This is a genomic window from Nonomuraea typhae (assembly GCF_009760925.1).
Lineage (GTDB): Bacteria > Actinomycetota > Actinomycetes > Streptosporangiales > Streptosporangiaceae > Nonomuraea > Nonomuraea typhae.
The window spans coordinates 51,114-65,600 of record NZ_VRLV01000004.1 but is presented as its reverse complement, the minus strand read 5'-3'; the positions used below and the strand labels follow the sequence as shown (position 1 = coordinate 65,600).

The window sequence follows — 14,487 nt, the reverse complement described above, 5'->3', positions numbered from 1 at the left end:
ATGACTGATACGTCAACCATCGCCCGAGGCGGAGGCCACCGCGCCTCCGCCTCGGCGCGGCGTGCCAAGAAGCCGCCGCGCCGGTCCAGCGGACTACCTCCGCGGTTTGTCCCTTATGCCCTGCTCCTGCCCGGCCTATTGGTCATCGCGGTGCTGCTGCTCTACCCGCTGTACCAGATGGTCGACATGTCCTTCCGCAAGGTCGGGCTGCGGCAGATCCGGCCGAAGAACCCGCTGCCCGCGGAGTTCGTCGGCGCCGACAACTACACCGCGGCGCTGCAATCGGACCTGTTCGGCGTCGCCGTACGCAACACGCTGCTCTTCGCCGTCATCACGGTGGCGCTGACGCTGATCCTCGGCACGCTCGTCGGGCTGCTGCTGCACAAGCTCGGCCCGAAGATGTCCACCACGGTCATCGTGGGCACCATGGCCGCCTGGGCGGTCCCGCCGACCTCGGCCGCCGTCGTGTGGAAGTGGCTGTTCGACGCCGACTCCGGCGTGGTGAACTGGACGCTCAACCTGCTGCCGGACTGGTTGTCCAACCTGGTCTTCGGCCGCTCCGACTGGAGCGGCGTGCCGTGGCTGAACGACCCGACCGACATCTACCTCGTGCTCATCCTGACCGTCGTCTGGGCCTCGTTCCCCTTCATCGGGGTCTCGATCCTGGCCGGCCTGAAGAGCATCCCGAGCGAGCTGTACGAGGCCGCGCGAGTGGACGGGTCCACCGCCTTCCAGACCTTCAGGAAGATCACCTTCCCGCTGCTGCGACCGGTCTTCTCGGTGCTGGTCGTGCTCTCCATCATCTGGGACTTCAAGGTCTTCACCCAGCTGTTCATCCTGGCCGGCGGCACCAACATGCCCCGTGAAGCCTTCAACTTCTCGGTGTGGAGCTACATCGAGGCCTTCAACCCGCCGCCCGACATGGGCCTGGGTTCGGCCATCGCCGTCGTGCTGACCGTGATCCTGTTGCTGATCACGTTCGTGTACGTGCGGCAGATCGTGAAGACGGAGGACGTCCGATGAACGCCAAGACCCGGAAGAAGCTCGGCAAGGTCGGGCTCAACGCGGCCGGCATCGCCGTCTTCCTGTTCGCGATCTTCCCGGTCTACTGGATGGTCTCGGCGGCCTTCAAGCCCAACGACCAGATCTACACCACGGAGTTCATCCCGTTCCCGATGCCGCCGACGCTCGAGCACGTCGAGCGCGCCTTCACCAAGGGCATCAACGGCAACTCCATCTGGACCTACATGATGAACAGCGCGATCGTGTCGGTGAGCACGATCGTCATCGGCGCCGTGTTCGCGCTGCTGGCCGCCACCGCGGTCGCGCGCTTCCGGTTCCGCTTCCGGACGAGCTTCCTCATCCTGCTGCTGATCGTGCAGATGGTGCCGTCCGAGGCGCTGCTCATCCCGCTCTTCCTCAACGTGCGCCAGATGGGCCTGTACAACGAGCTGCTCGGCCTCATCGTCATCAACGTCGGCCTGACGCTGCCGTTCTCCGTCTGGATGCTGCGCACCTTCGTGGCCGCCGTCCCGAAGGAACTGGAAGAAGCCTCCTGGATCGACGGCGCCAGCCGGTTCACCACCTTCTGGCGGGTGTTGTTCCCGCTGGTCGCGCCGGGCCTGGTGGCCACGAGCATCTTCTCGTTCATCACGGCCTGGAACGAGTTCGTCTTCGCGCTCACGCTCATCGAGGACTCCAGCAAGTTCACGATGCCCAGGGCGCTGTCGTTCTTCGTCGGGCAGCGCTCGACGGACTGGGGCGGCATCATGGCCGCGTCGACGCTGATGACGATCCCGGTCCTGATCTTCTTCCTGCTGGTGCAGCGCCGCATGGTCTCCGGCCTCGTAGCCGGCGCCGTCAAGGGCTAGAGCACCCCGCAAGCGGCTCGCGCCGCCCGCCGGAAAGGCCGCGGCGCGAGCTTCCAACCTCGTGATGAGGAGTTATGAGTCAGAGTGATCGGGGGCTGCGCCGCCTCGCGGCCGGCACACTGCTCGTCGCCTTCCAGGGAACCACGGCGCCCGACTGGGTGCTGAGGGAGCTGGAGCACGGCCTCGGGGGCGTCACGCTCTTCGGCTTCAACGTCGCCAACCCCGCCCAGGTGGCGGAGCTGACCGGCAGCCTGCGGGCGGCCGGTGAGCCGGTCATCTCCCTGGACGAGGAGGGCGGCGACGTCACCCGCCTGGCCTACCACGTCGGCAGCCCGTACCCGGGCAACGCGGCGCTGGGCGCGGTGGACGACGTCGAGCTGACCCACCGCGTCTACCGGGCGATCGGGTCGGAACTCGCGGCCTGCGGGATCAACCTGGACATGGCTCCGGACGCCGACGTCAACACCGCCGACGACAACCCCGTCGTCGGCACCCGCTCGTTCGGCAACGACACCGCGCTGGTGGCCCGGCACACCGTGGCCGCCGTGCGCGGCCTGCAGTCGGTCAACGTGGCCGCCTGCGTCAAGCACTTCCCCGGCCACGGCGCCACCCAGGTGGACTCCCACCTGGCCATCCCGGTCGTGGACGTCACGCTGGACGTGCTGCGCGAGCGGGAGCTGGTGCCGTTCCGCGCCGCCATCCAGGCCGGCGCCAAGTCCGTCATGACCGCGCACGTGGCCGTGCCCGCGCTGACCGGCCAGACCCCGGCGACCCTGTCGCCCGCCGCGCTGACCGGCCTGCTCAGGAACGAGCTCGGCTTCGACGGCGCAGTCGTCTCCGACGCCCTGGACATGCACGCGATCACCAAGAGCGTGGGGCTGGCCGGTGGCGCCGCCCGCTCGCTGATCGCCGGCGCCGACCTGCTCTGCCTCGGGCCGATCCCCGACTACACGGCCGTCCAGCAGGTCATCGCCGAGATCGCCGCGACCGTCCCGGCCGAACGGCTGGAGGAGGCCGCCGCCCGCGTGGAAGCCCTGCGCACGTGGTTCGGCACCGGTACGGCTGCCGCCGCCGACCCCACCGTGATCGGCCTGGCCGCCGCCCGCCGGGCGGTGCGCCTGACCGGCTCCCCCAACCCGCTCTCCGACCCGCTGGTGGTCGAGATCGACACGCCGCCCACGATCGCGGTCGGCGACGTGCCCTGGGGCCTGGAACTGCCCGAAGCGGAAACGATCAGGCTGAAGCCCGAGGACGCGGACGCGAAGACCCTTTTGGAACGCGCCAGCGGCCGATCCCTCATCGTCGTGGTCAAGGACGCGCACCGCCACTCGGCCAGCCGCCGCCTGGTCACGATGCTGGTCACCGCCCGCCCCGACACCACCGTGATCGAGATGGGCCTGCCGATCTGGCGCCCCGAGAGCGCCGCCTACATCGCCACGTACGGCGCGGCCCGGGCCAACGCTCAGGCGGCGGTCGAACTCCTCACCGCCTGAGCGCCGGCCCTCCGGGCCCGAACCCCTGGGCCCGGAGGTCTCTAAACCACTGCCCCGCCGTTCCACTGCGCCACGGCCGTCCGGAGCGCGGCCAGGAAGAGCGAGGCGTCCCTGCCGTTGATCAGCCGGTGGTCGTAGGCCAGCCCGATCAGCGCGGACCCCTCGTCGGCCGGCGCGGTCACGGCCAGCGCGCAGGCGGTCCCCGGGAAGACGAACGGGATCGCCATCTCCACCTCGCCCTCGGTGTGCAGGGTGACGACGAAGTTGGCGCCGCTGAGGTCGGACTCCTTGAACTCGCCGGTGGTGGCGGCCAGGCGATGCTTCATGAGCGTCACGGCGACGTCCTTGAGCGTACGGCCGGCCGCGTCGTGCACCACCGGCACGTACAGCCCCTCCCCCAGGTCCACCGTCACCCCGATGTCGGGCGTCTCGGACAGGACCGCGTGGTTGCCCTGGAGGGCGGCGAAGAACAGCGGGAACTCGTCGTGCAGCCCGGCGACCGCCTGCACGAACACCTCGGCCACGCCCACCGGCCGCCTGACCTCCTTGGTCAGCGCCTTCGCCCGCTCCAGGGCGGGGCCCAGGTCCATGCGGACCGCCACGTAGGCGGCCGGGATCGTCTGGTGGGACACCTCGACGGCCCGCGCGACGGCGCGTTGCACGCGGGGCAGCTCACGCAGCTTCGCCCCGGCCACCAGGCGTTCGACGTCGGCCCGCCGTACCAGCCGGACGCCGAGCGCGGCGACCTGCTCGGGGGTGATGCCGTGCGCGTCGATGATCGCCTGGGCGGGGGCGGTGACGAGCGGCCCCTCGCTCGGCGCCGGAGTGTCCTCGACGACGACGGGGGCGTCGTCGCCGACGGTGGCGATGACCTCGTCGGGGCGGCACCAGGCCCCGGCCTTGACCACGTGGCGCAGCACGCCGGTGGCGTCGGCGGGCAGTTCCTCGGTGGCCTTGGAGGTCTCGACGAGCACGACCGCGTCGTCCTCGTGCACCGGCGTGCCGTCGGGGACGAGCCATTCGACCAGCAGGTACTCGGTGTCGTTGTTGTTCAGCTTGGGCACACGCAGCTCAGCCACGGATGACCTCTCTGATGGCGCGATGGATGACGGCCTCGTCCACGACCACCTCGCGTTCCAGGTGGGCAGCGGTGGGGATGACGGAGTCCGCGGAGTGGATGAGCGTCACCGGGCCGGCCAGGCGGCCCCAGTGCGCGCGGTGGACGGCCTGGGCGACCTCGGCGCCCCAGGTGCCGCCCGCGGTGCTCTCCTCGGCGACGAAGACGTGCGGTGCGGAAGGCACGTCCACGTCGAAGGGGTACAGCCGCGAGGGGACCAGCAGCGTGCAGACGATCTCCTCTTCCAGGAGCAGGGAGCGCATGGCCGCCAGGGCCCGGTGGGCCATCCCGCCGGGCGCGACGATCACGCAGTCGGGCCGCTCGTCGAGGAAGACGCGGGCGACGCCGCCGGTGTTCTCGACGGTGAAGGGCGCCTCGACGCCGTGCATCGGGCGGGTGTAGAGGACTTTGTCCTCGAACAGGACGCAGGGTTCTTCCCTGGCCAGCATCTCCTCGAAGACGGCCAGGTTGTCGTGGAGGTGCGACATCTCGTACAGGGCCAGCCCCGGGATGCCGACGAAGTGCTTCTGCAGGCTCTGGCTGTGGGTGGGCCCGTAGCCGCGGCCGCCGCCCACCGGGCAGCGCACGATCATGCGCATGGGGACGCGCGAGCCGTACATGGAGACCGACTTCGAGGCGAAGTTGAGCAGCTGGTCGAAGGCGAGCGCGGCGAAGTCGCCGAACATGATCTCCACGATCGCGCTGTCGCCGCACAGGGCCAGGCCGGAGGCGACGCCGGTGATCGCGCTCTCGCTGATCGGCGTGGTCAGCACGCGGCCGGGGAAGCGGGTGGACAGGCCGCGGGTGACCTTGAAGGCGCCGCCGTAGGGATCGAGCACGTCCTCGCCGAGCAGGTACAGGTCCTGACGGCCGGCCATCAGGGTGTGCAGGGTGGCGTTGAGGTCCTCGGCGACTCTCATGGCCCGGCCCACCTGGACGGCGGCCGGGCGGTGACCTCGCCGGCGATGGCGTCGATGCGGTCCCGGGCGGCCCGCTCCAGGTCGTCGAACTGCGCGGGGTGCGCGCCGCCGTACACCGCGTGCCAATCGGCCTCGCGCACGTCCCGTACGGCTTGCGCCGTCCGGGTGTCGTCGCCCTTGCTGTGCGGCCCGACGCGCTGGGTGACGAACTCGGCGACCAGCGGCACGCCCTGCCGAACCCGGTCTGCCAGGGGTTCGAGGGCGGCCCGGATGGCGGGCAGGTCGAAGCCGGTCAGCAGCGTGTGGTCGATGCCGAAGGCGGCGGCACGGCCGGCGATGCTGCCGGCCATGTGGGTCTCCAGCGGGGTGGATTGGGCGATGCCGTTGTTCTCCACCACGACCAGGACGGGCAGGCGCCACAGGGCGATGATGTTGAGCGCCTCGTAGACGGCGCCTTCGCCGAAGGTGCCGTCGCCCACGTAGACGCAGGCGAGCGAGCCGTTCCCGGCGCGCTTGAGGTGGAGGGCGACGCCGGCGGCGACCGGCAGGCTCTCGCCCTGGACGCCGGTGGACAGGTAGCCGTCGCGGCGGATGTGCTGGCTGCCGCCCACGCCGCCGCAGACGGCGCCCTCGCGGCCCATGATCTCGGCCAGCAGGCCGCCGAAGTCGGCGAAGCGGGCCAGGTAGTGGCCGTGGCCGCGGTGGTTGCTGAAGACGTGGTCGCCCGGGGCCAGGAGGGTGCGCAGGGCGACCGGCACGTACTCCTGGCCGAGGCAGGTGTGGGTGGTGCCGTTGAGCTGCCCGCGCGCGAACAGGTCGAGCAGTTTCAGCTCGAACGCCCGGATCTCCAGCATGAGGGAGAGGTCGGCGTCGTCCAGTCGCGGCACGGCGGCCCGGTCGAGGGTGGCGGTCATCGCCTGATCACCTGGACGAGCCCGGCGATCGTCGGGTTGTCGAAGAAGTCGTCCAGCTCGATCTCGACGCCGACGCGCTTGCGGATGCGGGCGATGATCTGGGTGATGGTCAGCGAGTGGCCGCCCAGGTCGAAGATGTCGTCGTCCGGCTCGACGGGGGCGAACTTCAGCACCTCTTCCCAGATGGCGGTGATCTCGGAGATCAGCGGGTCGTCGGTGGCGGCCGTCTCCTTGACGGTCTCCTCGGTGCTTTCCGCGACGGCGAGTTCGTGAAAAGGGGTCAGGTCCTTCAGCTTCAGGCCGGGCTCGATGCGGGCGAGCAGCTCGCGCAGGTCGGCCACAACCCGGCCGGGGTCGGTCAGCTCCTGCGGGTCGTAGCGGAGGCTGGCGCTCAGGACGCCGGGGCCGTCGAGGAGCTGGAGCTGGAAGGCGCCGCGCACGGCCTGGTTGAACGCCAGCCACTCGACCTCCCAGCCGGGCACGCGGGGTCCGGCCTTGCGGTAGCTGACGCTGACCGGGGCGAGGGCGGCGTGGGGGCGCAGGCCGGGGATCGCGCGGGCGACGGGGACCTCGCGGAAGCCGTACACCTGGCGCAGTTCGGCGCGCAGAGCGGTGGCGAACTCGCCGAAGGTGGTCTCCGGGCCCGGCTCGCTGACGACGGGGACCTCGTTGACGAACGCGCCGATGCGGCCGGTCTCGGCGGGGGTGCGGGTGGACAGGTCCACGGCGGTGGTCACCCGGGCGTTGCCGTACGCGCGCAGGAGGGTGTGGAGCGCGGCCAGGACCACCTCGAACGTGGTCAGCCCCGGCAGCGCGGGCGGGCTGAGCGTGAACTCGAGCACGGCGCCTTCTCCGGCGCGGCGCGAGCGCAGCCGGGAGCCGGGCACCGCCACCTCGCCCGGCTCCCGCCAGCGTGCCGCCCAGAACTCCTTGGCCTCCTCCAGTTGGGCGGCCACGCGCTCGCGCTGGGCCGCGGCGAAGTCGGCGGCGGCCGCCAGGGGCGCGAGCTCGGTGCCGGCCAGCAGGGCGGCCAGGTCGGTGACGAGCACGTCCTTGGACTGTCCGTCGAAGATCAGGTGGTGGGCGAGCACGTGGAGGCGGTCACCCTGGAGGTTGAAGCGGACCAGAGGGCCCTTGTCCAGGTCGAAGGGGCCGTCGCCGGGCTGGGCGTCGAGCGCGGGGCGCAGCGCGGCCGGGACCAGGAAGGGGACGCCGTTGCGTTCTTCGACGGCGGTCGTGAGCGCCGGGTGCCGCTCGGCGAGGCGGGTCACGGCGGCGGCCAGCCGCCCGCGCTCGGGCGGCTCGGCGAAGTGGATGGTCAACGGCATGTGGTAGGCCGAACCCGCACCCATTCTCTCCATGATCCACATGCCGTGCTGGGTGAAGGACGCTTCGGTCATCTAACAGCCTCTCGAAGTGCGTGTTTGTCCACCTTGCCGTTGTGGTTGCGCGGCAGGGCGTCGAGGGTGACGAGCCGGACGGGCAGTTCGTGGGGAGCCAGGTGCTCCTTGAGGAAGATCCGCAGCTCCTCGTGGGTCACCGGGCCGACGACGGCGACCGCGACGGCCTTGCCGAGCGTCGGGTGCGCGACGTCGAAGGCGGCGGCCTCGGTGACGTCGGCGTGCTGGTAGACGGCGTCCTCGACGTGGAGGGTGGAGACCTTGTAGGCGCCGGACTTGATCACGTCGCTTTCGCGGTCGACCAGGTAGAGGTAGCCGTCCTCGTCGAGGTAGCCGAGGTCGCCCATCCGGACCCAGCCGGCGCGGAAGACCTCGCCGGTGGCGGCGGTGTCGCCGTAGTAGGCGCGGACCGCGGCGGGCGAGCGCATCCAGACCTCGCCCGTGACGCCGGGCGGCAGCGGCTCGCCCTGCGCTGTGGCGATCTTGACGGCGCCGCCGGAGGCCGGGCGGCCGACGCTGGAGGGACGGTCCGGATCGAAGATCATGACCGTCTGCGCGGGCGCCGCCTCGGTCGAGGTGTAGTAGTTGGTGATCGTGGCGTTGCGGAAGGCGGTGCCGAGCCCGGTGGCGACCTTGGCGGGCAGCGGGGCGGCGGCCGAGCCGAGCAGCAGCACGCTGGACAGGTCGTGGCGTTCGTGGACCCGGGCGGCGAGCATCTCGATGGCCATGGCCGGGACGAGGAAGACGGTGCCCGCCCGGTAGTGCTCGATGAGCTGGGCGAAGCGGCCGGGGGTGAAGCGGGGCAGGGTGACGGTCTCGGGGTGGGCGTCCACGGCGTTGACGAGCATCCACTGGCCGGCGTTCGTGCCGATGGGGAAGGCGTGGGCGAGGTGCTTGCTGTGGGCGAAGGGGCGGCGCCTGCCGCCGCAGCCGTAGGCGAGGTTGGCGTGGGTGGCGGCCACGCCCTTGGGACGTCCGGTGGTGCCGGAGGTGTAGAGGATCTGGGCGAGGGCGCCGGGCGCGGGCGGGGGCGGCGCGGATAATCCCCCGCCCGCTGGCTTCGGAAGCTCCCCGGGGCGTAAGACGAGACGCGCGCCACAGTGGGCGAGCATCGCGTCGACGTCGGCGCGGGCCAGGCGGTCCGACAGGGGCACGGCGACCGCGCCCGCTCTGACGGCGCCGAAGAAGGCGACGGCGTACTCGAGCCAGTCGCCGTTGCCGTAGACCAGGCCGACCCGGTCGCCTTCGCGCACGCCGCGTTCGGCCAGCGCTCCGGCCAGGTCAGCCGATCTGGTCTCCCACTCGCCGAAGGTCAGCGAGCCCGTGCCGTGGACGGTCATCGCGACCCGGTCTGGGTCGGTGTCGGCCCGCATGCGAAGAAGGGAGGGAAGCGTCACGCTCACGATCGCCCCCAGCGCTCGAACGTCTTTCTATTAGTAAACTTTCCTTTTATTTCAACGAGCGCCAGTCTCGCATGCTGCCGCGACGGAGACAAGCCCCGAACCCCCGCCCCCCTCGGCCTTGCGGTCTCCGGAAGATCCGTGGAACACTCCTAACAGTAAAGAATCTTTCCAGTAAGGTGCCCTCTCCCTCGGGAGGCCAAGCAAGTGATGATCAAGGAAAGACTCGCCGAACTCGTCGCCGAATGCTCCGACGGCGAGATCAGCGCCCAGGAGGCGCTGACGGCGGGAGTACCGCTCAGCGCGCTCGGCATGACGTCCATCGCGCAATTACGCCTCATCGACGCCGTCGAGTCGGAGTTCGGGGTCGAGATCGACCTCACCGACGAAGGCGTCGCCCTGCTCGACGACCTCGACGCGCTGGCCGGGCGCCTGGCCACGCGATGATCGCCGCATTCGCCGCCGGAGACTCCGGGACGGCGCCGCTGACCTGGGGGCAGCGGGCGATCTGGGAGGCGATCGAGCGCACCGCCCCCGACGACCACTACTTCAACTTCGGCCGGGTGCTCAAAGTGCCCCACCGGCGCACCCCGGCCGAGGTCACCGCGGCCCTGGCCGCCCTCGTCGAACGGCACGGCGCCCTGCGCACCCGCCTCGGCGAACCGGCGGACCAGCGGCTGTCCGCCTCCGGCGAGCTGCCCGTCGAGCTCGTCGCCAACGACCCGGACAAGGTGCTGGAAGACCTGGCCGCCACCCGCTTCGACTACACCGGCGAATGGCCGCTGCGCGCCGCGCTCGTGACCGACGGGGACACGGTCACCCACGTGGTGCTCGTCTTCTGCCACCTCGCCGCCGACGGGCTCGGCGCCGAGGTCGCCGTGCGCGACCTGCGCACGCTGCTGCTGCGCGGCCACGTCCCCGGCCCCGCCGCGCCGCAGCCGCTGGAACTCGCCCGCTGGCAGAGCGGCCCCGACGGCCGGCGCGTGGCCCAGACCGCCGCCGCCCACTGGGCCGGCGTGCACCACCGCATGCCCGCCACGATGTTCGGCACGCCGAGCGGCGAACCCGCGCGGCCGCCCATCTGGCGCGCGATGCTCCACTCCCCCGCGCTCGTCCTGGCCACCCGCGCCATCGCGCACACCCAGCGCACCTCCACCTCCACCGTCCTGCTCGCCGCCACCGCGCGGCTGGCCGGGCGGCAGGCCGGGTACGACACCTGCGTGATGCTGCCCATCGTCGCCAACCGCTTCCGCCGCGACACGCTCGGCCTGGTCAGCACCCTCTCCCAGGAAGGTCTGCTCACCGTGGACGTGACCGGGACCTTCGCCGACGTGCTGCGTGCCACCGGCCCCGCCGCCCTGCGCGCCTATCGCAGCGCCTACCACGACCCCGCCGACCGAGCCCGCGTCGTGGCCGCCGAGAGCGAGCACCGAGGCGAGCCCGTCCACCCCAACTGCTGCTTCAACGACATGCGCATGGCCGACCCGGGCCCCGCGCCCTGCACCCCCGCCGACCTCGACGCCGCCCTGACCGCCAGCAGCCTGGACTGGCCCATGAGCCAGGACATGCTCAACTGCCGGTTCTGCGTCCACGTCACCGGCGACGGCGTCTCCCTGACCGCCGACACCCGCTACCTGTCCCGCGCCACCATCGAGCGCTACCTGCTGGACCTGGAGACCATGCTCGTCGAGACGGCCCGCCGATGACCGTAAGCGCCTACGCCGCCGCCACCTCCTGCCTCCAGGGGTCCACGCTCCGGTTCACGCTCTCCGCACCCGCACCCGTCGAGATCGCCGACGTCACCGACGACCGCGTGGTCTTCTCCGGTACGGCCACGCCCGACTGGACCCTCGAGATCGGCGCCGCCTGGCCCAGCTCCCTCTACCGCGCCCGGTTCGGCCCGGAGATCCCCTGGCCCCAGGGCCTGCCCGGCCAGACGCCGTGCCCGGACAACGAGGTCTACTTCGTGGTACGGCAGGCAGTCCCGACCGCCCCGATCCTGGTCAGCGTGCCGTTCACCACCTGGCAGGCGTACAACAGGTCCGGCGTGCCCGGCGAGGGGCTGTACTGGACCGAGTCACCGGTGCGCGCCGCCCGGGCCCGCTTCGACCGCCCGGGCGGCGGGCCGTCCCCGGAGCGCTGGGAACACGGCATGCTGCGCTGGCTGCGCCCGGCCGGCTACGACGTCGCCTTCTGCTCCAACCTCGACCTCCACGACGGGCTCGACCTGCTGACCCGCCACCGGATGCTCATCGTCAACGGCCACGACGAGTACTGGAGCGCCGGCATGCGCGACGCCGTCGAGGAGTACGTGCGCCTCGGCGGCAACGTCGCCTTCTTCTCCGGCAACACCGCCTGGTGGCAGATCCGCTTCGAGGACGGCAACCAGACCATGGTCTGCCACCGCGACGCCTCCGCCGACCCCGTCGCCGACCCGCGCCTGGCCACGGTCGAATGGTCGGCGACCGGCCGCCCGGAGAACTCGCTCACCGGCGTCAGCTTCCGCGCCGGGGCCGGGGCGTGGGGCGAGCACATGCCGCGCATGCTGGAGGAGTCCTACACCGCGCGCTTCGCCACCCACTGGGTCTTCGAGGGCACCGGGCTGACCGACGGCGACAAGTTCGGCCAGGGCTGCCTGGGCTACGAGACGGACGCGGCCGAGTTCGAGGAGATCGGCGGCGTGCCCAGGGCCACCTGCCGGGACGGCACGCCGTCGTCCTTCGTGGTCCTGGCCACCGCCGACCTGCGCCACTGGAGCACGTACGGCCAGGGCGGCATGGCCACCATGGGCGTCTTCACCAGCGGCCTCGGCCAGGTGTTCACCGCGGCCACCGTCAACTGGGGCAACACCCTGCACGACCCCGGCGTGGACCGCATCACCAGGAACGTCATCGACCGCTTCTCCGCGGCCGGGCCCGCGGCCTGGGAGGTGATCGGGCCCGGCGCGGACCTGCGGGCGATGGCCGTCTTCGGCCGCACCCTGTACGCCGCCGGGGCCGGAGGCGGGCTGCTGAAGCGGGAGCTGTGCGGCCAGAACCTCCCCTGGACCACCGCCACCGCCGCCCCGGCCGGCCTGCGCGGCCTGGCCGTACCCAGGGAGGCCGCGGGCGGGCGCGGCGTCGCCCTCTACGGCGTCTCGGCCGACGGCCGCCTCCTGCAGCTCGACGGCCAGACCTGGCGCGACCTCGGTGCGGCGCCCGAGCAGGCCGTCGGCCTGGCCGTCGCCGACCTCGCGTTCTACGTGGCCACCGAGGGCGGGCAGCTGTGGCGGCAGGTGTTCGGCTCCGCCACCTGGGAGTCCGCCGGGACCTCCGCAGGGGCCGTCACCCTGGGCGGGATGAACGGCCGCCTGTTCGCCGTCGACGCCTACGGCCGGTTGCTGACCAAGCTGCCCTCCGGCGCGTGGGAGGAGTACGGCCTGGCGGTGCCGGGCAGCGTGCTGACCGCCCACGCCGGTGTGCTGGTCGCGGGCGGCCGGGACGTGCCGATCCGCTGGCGGCCGTTCAGAAGCGCGCCGCCCAGACCAGCTCGTGCGTGAGCGGTCCCGGTACGGCCAGCACCTCGCCGAAGTCGGTGGCCAGCGGCGCGAGCTGGGAGGCGTAGGCCAGCACCGCCCGCCGCTTGGCCACCCAGACCTCGCCCTTCACCAGCGGCGTCCGGCAGGGGGCGATCGAGCAGGTCAGCGCCCGGATCGGGGCGCCCGCCCTGGGGTGCTCGGCCAGCGCGCGGGCCGCCGCCTCGGTGCCCCACTGGGGGACGACCGAGGCGTAGGGCAGGTCGGCGTAGATCCACGGCGCGGGCAGCCCGGCCGCCGCCAGCGCCTGGAGTGACTGGTCGCGCACCACGGCGTGGTCGGCGTTGCCGATGCCCATCGGGATCAGCACCCGGGTGGCCGCGCCCGCGTGCGTCGTGAGGAACTCGGCCAGGCCGGCCAGCCGTACCCCGTTGGCGGGGGCGTCGGGGTTGTCGAGCACGAGTTGCCCGACGCCGAGCAGCTCGCAGGCGCGGGCGTCCTCGGCACGGCGTTCACGGGCGGCCTCGGCGGCGGAGGTGAACCCGCACAGGCGGTCCCACGCGGACGGGGCCCGGTCGGCGTGCGGGGCGCCGCCGAAGACGGTGACGAACACGGCCGGGCGGGGCAGCGCGTCGAGCAGCCCGGCCACGGACAGGGCGGCGTCGTCGAAGTGCGGCGAGACCACGATGGTCCGGTAGCTCACGACGCGGCCCCGGTTCGCGGCCGCTCGTCGACGGCCCCAGCCCGTGTCAGCGCCAGGCCCTTGCTCCCGCGTTTGCGGACGTACGCGAGGCCGTCGCAGACGGTCTCCAGGGCGGGCGCGGCCAGCTCACGGCGGTCGGTCACCCGCCAGACGTCCTGACCGCGCACCCACGGCCACAGGGTGTCGGCCATGCGCTCGCCCGACAGCGAGATGAGCAGCATGTCGGCGGGCAGGTCGTGCAGAAGGTCGAGGTCCTGGCCGTAGTACAGCATCTCGGCCAGCAGGTAGATCCGGGCCGGATGGGCTTGGCGGGCGGCCAGGTCCTCCAGGCTGTCGGGCAATGCCACGATGCCCTGCTCGCGTTCCAGCCGTTCGCGGAAGAGCGGGTTCGGCTCGGTGGCACGCACGGTGTACCCCTTGGCCAGCAGCCGCGCGGTCAGCGCCCCCTCGCAGGCGCCGACCTCGACGACCGGCCCGTCGTCCGGCGCGGCCCAGCGCGTCACCCAGGCGGCCGTGGCGTCCAGCCGCCCGGCCTCGTACGGCGAGCCGCGGAACTCCCACGGGTCGTCGGCCAGGGCGGCCTCGTCCCCGAGGCTGGCGGTGAGCGCGTAGAGCCGGTCGGCCTCCTCCTGCCACACGTGGAAGAAGCGCTCGACCGCGGGGACCCGGTCGGTGGTGACCAGCCGGTCGGCGACCTTGCTGTCCAGGAGCGCGCAGCCGTGCCGGGCGACGAAGGAGATCTTGGCGGCCGTCTGCGCCCGGTCCAGCGTGACGGCCCGGTCGGCGAGGATCTGCAGGTGCGGGCTGTCGCCCACCGAGCAGGTGACCGAGCCGGCCACGCGGGCCACGGTCCATCCGAACCGGCCGCGGCGCATCCGGTGGTCGGCGGGCGAGTGCGTCCACACCCGCGTGCCCGGCGGCAGGCGCTCCGCCAGCCACTCCGGCGGCGGCGCGTCCGCGGTGTTGCGGCCCGGCTCCATGTGCGGCGCGAGCAGGTCCAGCCGCTCGCGTAACGGAAGCCCGCCCGGCAGGACGAGCTCGGCCGCCGGCACGCCGACCAGGACACGAAGGTCCTCGTCGGCGTGCCGGTTCAGGACGGAGACGAATTCCAGGGCAACGTCCTCCGCGTGAAGGACGGCCAGGACTGTCGGCATG

The 14,487-nt window shown here is 72.2% G+C and carries 13 protein-coding genes; 6 read left to right on the top strand and 7 right to left on the bottom strand.

From position 1 onward, the window contains the following. The 3 genes from FVE25_RS16180 (at position 1) to FVE25_RS16170 (ending at position 3,364) form a co-directional block, all read left to right on the top strand. Positions 1-1,023 (top strand): carbohydrate ABC transporter permease, encoded by a 1,023-nt coding sequence (locus FVE25_RS16180; protein WP_157247774.1) that lies wholly within the window; start codon positions 1-3, stop codon positions 1,021-1,023. Continuing rightward, positions 1,020-1,871 (top strand): carbohydrate ABC transporter permease, encoded by an 852-nt coding sequence (locus FVE25_RS16175; RefSeq protein WP_157247773.1) that lies wholly within the window; start codon positions 1,020-1,022, stop codon positions 1,869-1,871. The genes FVE25_RS16180 and FVE25_RS16175 overlap by 4 nt, the downstream gene beginning before the upstream one ends. A 74-nt stretch (positions 1,872-1,945) precedes the next feature. Beyond that, positions 1,946-3,364: a glycoside hydrolase family 3 protein gene (locus tag FVE25_RS16170; protein ID WP_157247772.1), complete on the top strand. Its 1,419-nt coding sequence runs from the start codon at positions 1,946-1,948 to the stop codon at positions 3,362-3,364. A 41-nt stretch (positions 3,365-3,405) separates the two neighbouring features. Here FVE25_RS16170 and FVE25_RS53855 read toward each other — a convergent pair whose 3' ends face one another. Genes FVE25_RS53855 through FVE25_RS16150 form a run of 5 tightly spaced genes read right to left on the bottom strand, consistent with a single transcriptional unit; the run spans position 3,406 to position 9,118 of the window. Then, on the bottom strand, positions 3,406-4,443 hold the full coding sequence (locus tag FVE25_RS53855; protein WP_181019612.1) for a 2-oxo acid dehydrogenase subunit E2: 1,038 nt from the start codon (positions 4,441-4,443) through the stop codon (positions 3,406-3,408). Beyond that, positions 4,436-5,401, bottom strand: coding sequence for an alpha-ketoacid dehydrogenase subunit beta (locus FVE25_RS53850; RefSeq protein WP_181019611.1), 966 nt, complete (start codon positions 5,399-5,401; stop codon positions 4,436-4,438). The genes FVE25_RS53855 and FVE25_RS53850 overlap by 8 nt, the downstream gene beginning before the upstream one ends. Beyond that, the gene (locus FVE25_RS16160; protein ID WP_157247771.1) at positions 5,398-6,315 is read right to left on the bottom strand and encodes a thiamine pyrophosphate-dependent dehydrogenase E1 component subunit alpha; all 918 of its coding nucleotides are present in this window, start codon (positions 6,313-6,315) and stop codon (positions 5,398-5,400) included. The genes FVE25_RS53850 and FVE25_RS16160 overlap by 4 nt, the downstream gene beginning before the upstream one ends. Then, a complete protein-coding gene (locus tag FVE25_RS16155; RefSeq protein ID WP_157247770.1) occupies positions 6,312-7,715 on the bottom strand; it encodes a condensation domain-containing protein in 1,404 nt (467 codons plus the stop codon). The genes FVE25_RS16160 and FVE25_RS16155 overlap by 4 nt, the downstream gene beginning before the upstream one ends. After that, positions 7,712-9,118 (bottom strand): class I adenylate-forming enzyme family protein, encoded by a 1,407-nt coding sequence (locus FVE25_RS16150; RefSeq protein ID WP_246267089.1) that lies wholly within the window; start codon positions 9,116-9,118, stop codon positions 7,712-7,714. Before FVE25_RS16150 ends, FVE25_RS16155 begins: the two co-directional genes overlap by 4 nt. A 207-nt stretch (positions 9,119-9,325) precedes the next feature. Between FVE25_RS16150 and FVE25_RS16145 the strand changes: the two genes are divergently transcribed. Genes FVE25_RS16145 through FVE25_RS16135 form a run of 3 tightly spaced genes read left to right on the top strand, consistent with a single transcriptional unit; the run spans position 9,326 to position 12,653 of the window. Continuing rightward, positions 9,326-9,562: an acyl carrier protein gene (locus FVE25_RS16145; RefSeq protein ID WP_181019610.1), complete on the top strand. Its 237-nt coding sequence runs from the start codon at positions 9,326-9,328 to the stop codon at positions 9,560-9,562. Further along, a complete protein-coding gene (locus FVE25_RS16140; protein ID WP_157247768.1) occupies positions 9,559-10,821 on the top strand; it encodes a condensation domain-containing protein in 1,263 nt (420 codons plus the stop codon). Before FVE25_RS16145 ends, FVE25_RS16140 begins: the two co-directional genes overlap by 4 nt. Next, positions 10,818-12,653: a N,N-dimethylformamidase beta subunit family domain-containing protein gene (locus FVE25_RS16135; RefSeq protein ID WP_157247767.1), complete on the top strand. Its 1,836-nt coding sequence runs from the start codon at positions 10,818-10,820 to the stop codon at positions 12,651-12,653. The genes FVE25_RS16140 and FVE25_RS16135 overlap by 4 nt, the downstream gene beginning before the upstream one ends. Here FVE25_RS16135 and FVE25_RS16130 read toward each other — a convergent pair. Then, on the bottom strand, positions 12,619-13,332 hold the full coding sequence (locus tag FVE25_RS16130; protein WP_157247766.1) for a PIG-L family deacetylase: 714 nt from the start codon (positions 13,330-13,332) through the stop codon (positions 12,619-12,621). The genes FVE25_RS16135 and FVE25_RS16130 overlap by 35 nt on opposite strands. Beyond that, positions 13,329-14,486, bottom strand: a complete 1,158-nt coding sequence (locus tag FVE25_RS16125) for a hypothetical protein (protein WP_157247765.1) — start codon at positions 14,484-14,486, stop codon at positions 13,329-13,331. The genes FVE25_RS16130 and FVE25_RS16125 overlap by 4 nt, the downstream gene beginning before the upstream one ends. Position 14,487: the final 1 nt, after the last annotated feature.

Excerpts from the sequence above, each read along its gene's own strand:
- FVE25_RS16125 (WP_157247765.1), bottom strand. The coding sequence starts at position 14,486 with ATGCCGACAGTCCTGGCCGTCCTTCACGCGGAGGACGTTGCCCTGGAA.
- FVE25_RS16175 (WP_157247773.1), top strand. The coding sequence starts at position 1,020 with ATGAACGCCAAGACCCGGAAGAAGCTCGGCAAGGTCGGGCTCAACGCG.
- FVE25_RS53850 (WP_181019611.1), bottom strand. The coding sequence starts at position 5,401 with ATGAGAGTCGCCGAGGACCTCAACGCCACCCTGCACACCCTGATGGCC.
- FVE25_RS16155 (WP_157247770.1), bottom strand. The coding sequence starts at position 7,715 with ATGACCGAAGCGTCCTTCACCCAGCACGGCATGTGGATCATGGAGAGA.
- FVE25_RS16170 (WP_157247772.1), top strand. The coding sequence starts at position 1,946 with ATGAGTCAGAGTGATCGGGGGCTGCGCCGCCTCGCGGCCGGCACACTG.
- FVE25_RS16160 (WP_157247771.1), bottom strand. The coding sequence starts at position 6,315 with ATGACCGCCACCCTCGACCGGGCCGCCGTGCCGCGACTGGACGACGCC.
- FVE25_RS16140 (WP_157247768.1), top strand. The coding sequence starts at position 9,559 with ATGATCGCCGCATTCGCCGCCGGAGACTCCGGGACGGCGCCGCTGACC.
- FVE25_RS16135 (WP_157247767.1), top strand. The coding sequence starts at position 10,818 with ATGACCGTAAGCGCCTACGCCGCCGCCACCTCCTGCCTCCAGGGGTCC.
- FVE25_RS16145 (WP_181019610.1), top strand. The coding sequence starts at position 9,326 with ATGATCAAGGAAAGACTCGCCGAACTCGTCGCCGAATGCTCCGACGGC.
- FVE25_RS16180 (WP_157247774.1), top strand. The coding sequence starts at position 1 with ATGACTGATACGTCAACCATCGCCCGAGGCGGAGGCCACCGCGCCTCC.